At 64.5% G+C, this 7016-nt stretch carries 6 protein-coding genes; 4 read left to right on the top strand and 2 right to left on the bottom strand.

Annotated elements, in window-relative coordinates:
• Positions 1 to 90 precede the first annotated feature (90 nt).
• Both XI09_RS09215 and XI09_RS09210 read right to left on the bottom strand, forming a co-directional pair.
• Entirely contained in the window at positions 91 to 1668 is a 1578-nt protein-coding gene (locus XI09_RS09215; RefSeq protein ID WP_271566558.1) for a fatty acid--CoA ligase, read from the bottom strand.
• 249 nt (positions 1669 to 1917) lie between these two features.
• Entirely contained in the window at positions 1918 to 2790 is an 873-nt protein-coding gene (locus XI09_RS09210; protein ID WP_271566557.1) for an SDR family oxidoreductase, read from the bottom strand.
• Positions 2791 to 2895: 105 nt separating this feature from the next.
• Between XI09_RS09210 and XI09_RS09205 the strand changes: the two genes are divergently transcribed.
• The 4 genes from XI09_RS09205 to XI09_RS09190 all read left to right on the top strand — a co-directional run bounded on the left by XI09_RS09205 (position 2896) and on the right by XI09_RS09190 (position 6802).
• On the top strand, positions 2896 to 3705 hold the full coding sequence (locus XI09_RS09205) for a crotonase/enoyl-CoA hydratase family protein (RefSeq protein WP_271566556.1): 810 nt from the start codon (positions 2896 to 2898) through the stop codon (positions 3703 to 3705).
• 162 nt (positions 3706 to 3867) lie between these two features.
• Positions 3868 to 5412, top strand: coding sequence for an acyl-CoA synthetase (locus tag XI09_RS09200; protein ID WP_271566555.1), 1545 nt, complete (start codon positions 3868 to 3870; stop codon positions 5410 to 5412).
• A gap of 98 nt (positions 5413 to 5510) precedes the next feature.
• Entirely contained in the window at positions 5511 to 6320 is an 810-nt protein-coding gene (locus XI09_RS09195; RefSeq protein ID WP_271566554.1) for an enoyl-CoA hydratase/isomerase family protein, read from the top strand.
• Between the two features lie 77 nt (positions 6321 to 6397).
• Entirely contained in the window at positions 6398 to 6802 is a 405-nt protein-coding gene (locus XI09_RS09190; protein WP_271566553.1) for a YccF domain-containing protein, read from the top strand.
• The last annotated feature ends 214 nt before the right edge of the window (positions 6803 to 7016 follow it).

Raw genomic sequence — 7016 nt, 5'->3', positions numbered from 1 at the left:
CGAAGCGTGCCCACCATGTCTGCCGCAGGCGCGGAGAAAATGGTGGGCACGGCGCTTTGCGCCTTTGCCCACCCTACGGGACTGCGGGGATCAATTCACCCTTCTATCCTTCCCCGCCCAATACGGCTCGCGCAGCTGCCGCCGCAGGATCTTGCCTGAGGGATTGCGCGGCAGCGCCGGCAGAAACTCCACGGTCTTCGGCGTCTTGAACCCGGCGATGCGCTCGCGGGTGAAGTTGATGATGTCGGTGGCGGTCGCTTGCTTGCCTGGCTTCATCACCACCACGGCCTTCACCGCCTCGCCCCATTTGTCGTCGGGCACGCCGATCACGGCGGCTTCCGCGACGTCGGGGTGATCGCACAGCGCGCTCTCCACTTCGGCCGGATAGATGTTCTCGCCGCCGGAGATGATCATGTCCTTGATGCGGTCGTGGATGTAGAGGTAGCCGTCCTCGTCCATGTAGCCGGCATCGCCCGTGCGCAGCCAGCCGTCGCCGCGCAGCGTCGACGCGGTTGCTTCCGGCAGGTTCCAGTAGCCGGCCATGTTGGAGCCCGAGCGCGTCGCGATCTCGCCGACCTCGCGCGGCGGCAGCGGCTTGCCGTCCGCGTCCAGAATGGCGATCTCGACGCCCGGCAACGCCTTGCCGGCCGAGCGCATCCGCTCCAGCCCTTCGACGTGATCCTCCGGCGGCAGCGCGACGATGGTGCCTGTCGTCTCGGTCATGCCGTACATCTGCACGAAGCCGCATTTGAAGACCTCGATGCATTCCTTCAGCAGCGCTGCCGGAATCGGCGAGGCACCATAGAGCATGTATTTCAGCCGCGAGAAATCGACCGTCTTCGCGCGGGGCTGCCGCACCACGAACTGCATCGCCGCCGGCACCATGAACAGCTTTGTGATCCCGGACTGCTCGAAGAAATCCAGCACCTTGGTCGGATCGAACTCGCGCGCGATCACGCCGCGGGCGCAGTGATAGAGCCCCATCACGCCCCAGCCGGAGCCGCCGATGTGGAAGATCGGCATCGCCACCAGCGACACGTCGTCGGTCGACCACCGGTTCCACTCCGGCTTGTCCGCGGCATTGCCTGTTTGCACCAGGTTGAGGAAGTTCGCATGCGACAGCATCGCACCCTTCGGCTTGCCTGTCGTGCCGGAGGTGTAGAGCTGGATCGCGATGTCCTGGGTCGCGATCGGCACCTTCGGATCGTCGCCGCTTTGCGCATTCCGCCAGGCCGTAAAATCCTGCCATTCCGGCGCGCCGCCTTCGGTGGTGATGATGGTGCGCACGCCAGGCAGCTGGTCCTTGATCTGCGAGACCAGTGTGATGAACTCCGGTCCCACGAACAGCACCGGCGCCTTGCAGTCGCCGACGATGAAGGCGACTTCAGGCCCGGCAAGCCGCCAGTTCACCGGCGCCATCACCACACCGGCCTTCATCGCGCCCATCAGCAGCTCGAAATAGAGGTCGCTGTTCTTGCCGAGATAGGCGATGCGCTCGCCTTTCTTCACGCCCATCGCGATCAACGCATTGGCGACCTGATTGGTCTTCACGTCGAATTCGGCAAAGCTGGTGACGCGGCCCTCGAACTCGTAGGCGGTGGCGTTGCCGCGGCTCGCCGCGCGCTCGCGCACCATGTCGGCGAGATTCGCCAATGGCTGTGTGGACATGTTTCTCCCGTGACGTCTTGTTCTTATGCCGCGGAGTGTGGCGTCATCCGCGGGTGAAGACAAGATGGGGGAGGGGACGCATCGCGGCTTCAACGTCGTCGTCCCGGCGAAGGCCGGGACCCATAACCACAAGACGCAATTTGGCGAAGACCCGTCATTGCTAGTCTTCGCCACACGACGTTCGGTGGCTATGGGTCCCGGCCCCCCGTGCGCAATTGCGCACTAGGCCGGGACGACCATTGGATAGATCTAACCCCGCTTGGCCCGGTCCTTCTCGTTCTGGGCCATGATGCTCTCGCGCGCGGTTTTCCAGTCGTCGTCGCTCCAGTCGCGGAGCTGGTAGAAATTGCCGCCCATCGCGAGGGCCTGGGCGCCGTCCATGGCGATGGTCTCGCCGGAGATCCAGTCGCAACCGCCGGAGATCAGGAACACGGCGACGTTCTGCAATTCCTCCATGGTGCCGACACGGCCCATCGGGTTCATCGCCTTGGTGCGCGCGCCGGCCTCGTCGCCCGGCTTGATGCGCTTGCTCATACCCTCGGTCGGGATCTCGCCGGGCGCGATGGTGTTGAGGCGGATGCCGTATCGGCCCCATTCGGTCGCAAGCGACATCGTCATGGCGTGGACCGCCGACTTGCTCATCGCCGACGGCACCACATAGGGCGAGCCGTTGCGCACCCAGGTCGTGGTGATCGAGACGACGTTGCCCGGCTGCTTCAAGGCGATCCAGCGCTTGCCGACCGCGTGCGTGACGTAGAACGTGCCGTGCATCACGATATTGGCGACCGCGTCGAAGCCGCGCGGCGACAGCTCCTCGGTGCGCGAGATGAAATTGCCGGCGGCGTTGTTGATGAGGTCGGTGAGGGGACCGTCGCGAAAGATGTTCTCCACCATCTCCTCGACTGCGAGTGCGTTGCGGATGTCGACGCCGTGGCTGGTGACGCGTCCGCCATGGAGATCCATCAGCTCGGTCGCGGTCTCGTCGCACACGATCTTGCGCCGGCCGCAGATGTGCACTTCGGCGCCAAGCTGGAGGAAGCGCGCCGCCATCGACTTGCCGAGCCCGGTCCCGCCGCCGGTCACGAGGATGCGCCGGCCGGCCAGAAGATTTTCCTTGAACATGGGTGTTTCCCCTGTAGCGATTGTTGGTTAATTGATTGATTGACTAAATCCGGCCGCCAGCTTCCTGTAAAGCCGCACTGAACAAGAACAGGGGAGAATTCATCCATGGAAGAGCGCGTCTCGATCTCGATCTCGGAAGGCGTCGCCGACGTGCGCCTGGTGCGCGCGGACAAGATGAACGCGCTCGATCAGGCCATGTTCGAGGCCCTTGTTGCCGCAACGGACCGGCTTACGAAGGACAAAAGCGTTCGCGTCGTCGTGCTATCAGGCGAAGGCCGGGCCTTCTGCGCCGGCCTCGACATGGGGCGTTTTGCCGCCATGAAGGAGAAGGGCGGCAACGGAATTCCGGGTGGCGAAAATCGCGACCTCACCAAGCGCACCCATGGCCAGGCGAATTTTCCGCAAGCCGCGGTGTGGGGCTGGCGCCAGCTTCCGGTGCCGGTGATCGCGGCCGTGCATGGCGTTGCCTTCGGTGGCGGCTTCCAGCTCTCGCTCGGTGCCGACATGCGTTTCCTCTCCCCCGATGCGCGGATGTCGGTGATGGAGATCAAATGGGGCCTCGTGCCCGACATGGCGGGCACGCCGATCCTGGCCAGTCTCGTGCGCGACGACATCCTGCGCGATCTCACCTACACCGGCCGCATCTTCTCCGCGCAGGAGGCGATGACCTATGGCCTCGCCACGCGCATCTGCGACGATCCGCGCGCAGCCGCTCTCGAAGTCGCGCGCGAGATCGCCGGCAAGAGCCCCGATGCCATTCGTGCCGCCAAGCGTCTGCTCAACAATCTCTCTGTCGATCCGGGCCCGGCGCTGCTTGCCGAGTCGGTCGAGCAGCAGAAGCTGATCGGCAGTGCGAACCAGACCGAGGCGGTGCGCGCCAATCTCGAAAAGCGCGCGCCGAGGTTTGCGGATTAGCGACTTGTCATTCCGGGATGCGCCGTAGGCGCAGGCCCGGAATCCATCGAGCCGCATTTTCTGAGGTGAAATGGATTCCGGGTTCGATGCTTCGCATCGCCCCGGAATGACGGGCTGAGTCGCGTCTACGTTTCTCAACCGACGAAAGATCGGACAACAACAATGAGCGAAACGTCCCACTTCCTCGGCATCGTCTCCGGTGGCCGCCGCCGTTCCCACGCCGAAGTCGCTGACCGTGCCGACCGCATCGCGAGTGGCCTCAGCAAGATCGGCGTCCGCCAAGGCGATTGCGTCTGCATGCTGATGCGCAACGACATCGCCTTCCTGGAGGCCGCCTATGCCGCGATGCGGCTCGGGGCCTATGGCGTGCCGATCAACTGGCACTTCAAGCCGGAGGAGATCAACTACATCTTCAACGATACCGGCACGTCCGTCCTGATCGGACATGCCGACATGCTGCACGCCCTGCGCGATGCGATTCCATCGGGCGTCACCGTGCTCAGCGTGCCGACGCCGCCGGAGATCCTGTCCAGTTACAAGATCGATCCGGATCATCTTGCGCCCCCGAATTTCGCGATCGAATTCGAGACATGGCTCGCGCAGCATCAGCCTTATGACGGCCCCGTCGTGCCGCAGCCGATGAACATGATCTACACGTCAGGCACGACCGGCCACCCCAAGGGCGTGCGGCGCAATGCGCCGACGCCGGAGCAAGCGGCTGCCGGCGAGCGCATGCGCGCGATGATCTATGGTCTGAAGCCCGGCGCCCGCGCGATCCTGCCGGGCCCGCTCTATCATTCCGCGCCGAACTCGTTCGGCATCCGCGCCGGCAAGCTCGGCGGCGCACTGGTGCTGATGCCGCGCTTCGAGCCGGAAGAGTTTCTGGAGCTGATCGAGCGATACAAGATCGACACCATCTTCATGGTGCCGACCATGTTCATCCGCCTGATGAAGCTGCCGGAACAGGTGCGCAAGAAGTACGACCTCTCTTCGCTGCGCCATATCATCCACGCCGCAGCGCCTTGCCCGGCCGACGTCAAGCGCGCCATGATCGAGTGGTGGGGGCCGGTGATCTACGAATTCTACGGCTCGACCGAATCGAGTGCCGTCACCTTCGCGACCTCGGAGGATGCGTTGAGGAGGCCCGGCACGGTCGGCAAGATCTCGCCCGGCGCCGAGCTGCGCTTCATCGGCGAGGACGGCCGCGTGCTGGGCGTGGGTGAGATCGGCGAGATCTATTCCCGCATGGCCGAGCTGGCCGATTTCACCTACCACAACAAGCCGGAGAAGCGCGCCGAGATCGACCGCGACGGCTTCATCACCTCCGGCGATGTCGGCTACATCGACGAAGACGGCTACGTCTTCATCTGCGACCGCAAGCGCGACATGGTGATATCAGGCGGCGTCAATATCTATCCGGCCGAGATCGAATCCGTGCTGCACGCCGTGCCCGGCGTGCATGATTGCGCCGTGTTCGGCATCCCCGACGCCGAGTTCGGCGAAGCGCTGATGGCCGTGGTCGAGCCGCAGGCCGGCATCACGCTCGAGGCCGCCGATGTCCGCGCGCGGCTGAAGACCTCGCTCGCCGACTACAAGGTGCCCAAGCACATCGAGATCCGCTCGGGGCTGCCGCGCGAAGATTCCGGCAAGATCTTCAAGCGCCGCCTGCGCGATCCCTATTGGGAGCAGGCGGGCCGGAAGATCTGACAGTTCGTAGCCCGGGTGAGCGAAGCGATACCCGGGATGGCGAGAGTAAAGTCCCGGATGTCGCTTCGCTCATCCGGGCTACAAAAGTGGGGACTCTCATGAGCGACGCAGCAGGCGCAGACAAGACGCAAGAAGTCCTCTACGAGATCGCCGACCACATCGCGACCATCACGCTGAACGCGCCGGAGCGCATGAACACGATCTCCGGCCCGATGCTGAACGATCTGGCGCGGCTCTTGACCGAAGCCAATGAGGACAGGAACGTCCGCGTCGTCATCCTCACCGGCAAGGGGCGCGCATTCTGCGCCGGTCTCGACCTGCGCAAGGAGCGCGACGGCAACGGCCTCAGTGCCGCGTCCTCGCCGACCACGATCAATTTGCGCAACACCCCGCCGACGGTGCTGCAGGCGATGGACAAGCCGACCATCTGCGCCGTCAATGGCGGCGCGGCCGGCTATGGCATGGATACCGCGCTCGGCTGCGACATCCGCATCATGGCGGAATCATCGAAGCTTGCGGCCGCCTTCGTCAAGCGCGGCGTGGTGCCGGAATCCGGCGGCACCTGGCTGTTGCCGCGCATGCTCGGCTGGGCCAAGGCCTCCGAGCTGATCTTCACCGGCCGCACCTTGAGCGCGCGCGAGTGCCTGGAATGGGGCCTCGCCAACGAGGTCGTTCCGGACGCCGAGCTGATGACCCGCGCCACCGCGATCGCCCGCGAAATCGCCGCCAACGCGCCGCTGGCGGTGCAGGCCTCCAAGCGCATGATGCGGATGGGCCTCAACGAGACCTTCTCCGATCACGTCCACCACGTTTATCTCCAGCTCCTGCCGCTGTTCAAAACCCAGGACATGGCCGAGGGCATGAAGGCCTTCATGGAGAAGCGCGCGCCGAAATTCGAGGGGCGGTAATTGGGGCTACCTTGCCGTCCTGGCAGGGACAGATTTCGATCCTATATAGACGGCGTCATCGTCTTGCGGATCATCCCATGGCCCCCGTTTCCATCCTGCTCAACCTGCTCTGGATTCTCATCGGCGGCGCCTGGATGGCGTTCGGCTGGGTGATCGCCGCGGTCATCATGGCCGTCACCATCATCGGCCTGCCCTGGGCGCGGGCGGCGTTCAATATCGCCGTATACACGCTGCTGCCGTTCGGCTCGCGGGCGGTCAATCGCTATGAGGTCACCGGCGTCGAGGATATCGGCACCGGCCCGCTCGGGGTGATCGGCAACATCATCTGGTTCGTGCTGGCCGGCTGGTGGCTGGCGCTCGGCCACCTCGTGACCGCGCTGGTCCTCGCGATCACCATCATCGGCATCCCCTTCGCATGGGCCCATCTGAAGCTCGCGGGCATCGCGCTCTGGCCGATCGGCAAGGTGATCGTGCCGGCTTAGGACGCGCACTCGTAGGATGGGTAGAGCGCCAGCGAAACCCATCAAGCCGTCCGCCGATGACGAAGCATGATGGGTTTCGCAAGGGCTCAACCCATCCTACGCGTGCTGCGCCCGTTGCAATGATAGCTTTTGGCCCAGGCTGTGTGAGAACCTCTTTTGGGGCAGGTCGAAAGTCCGGCATCGGCTGGCGGCTCGATTTAGGCGGCCGGATGAG

Origin of the sequence: Bradyrhizobium sp. CCBAU 11386 (assembly GCF_028128955.1) — a bacterium.
Taxonomy (GTDB): domain Bacteria; phylum Pseudomonadota; class Alphaproteobacteria; order Rhizobiales; family Xanthobacteraceae; genus Bradyrhizobium.
This window is presented reverse-complemented; position numbering and strand designations above follow the sequence as displayed.

Bases quoted from the DNA above. Each gene is read 5' to 3' on its own strand.
- XI09_RS09215 (WP_271566558.1), bottom strand. From the start codon at position 1,668: ATGTCCACACAGCCATTGGCGAATCTCGCCGACATGGTGCGCGAGCGC.
- XI09_RS09210 (WP_271566557.1), bottom strand. From the start codon at position 2,790: ATGTTCAAGGAAAATCTTCTGGCCGGCCGGCGCATCCTCGTGACCGGC.
- XI09_RS09205 (WP_271566556.1), top strand. From the start codon at position 2,896: ATGGAAGAGCGCGTCTCGATCTCGATCTCGGAAGGCGTCGCCGACGTG.
- XI09_RS09200 (WP_271566555.1), top strand. From the start codon at position 3,868: ATGAGCGAAACGTCCCACTTCCTCGGCATCGTCTCCGGTGGCCGCCGC.
- XI09_RS09195 (WP_271566554.1), top strand. From the start codon at position 5,511: ATGAGCGACGCAGCAGGCGCAGACAAGACGCAAGAAGTCCTCTACGAG.
- XI09_RS09190 (WP_271566553.1), top strand. From the start codon at position 6,398: ATGGCCCCCGTTTCCATCCTGCTCAACCTGCTCTGGATTCTCATCGGC.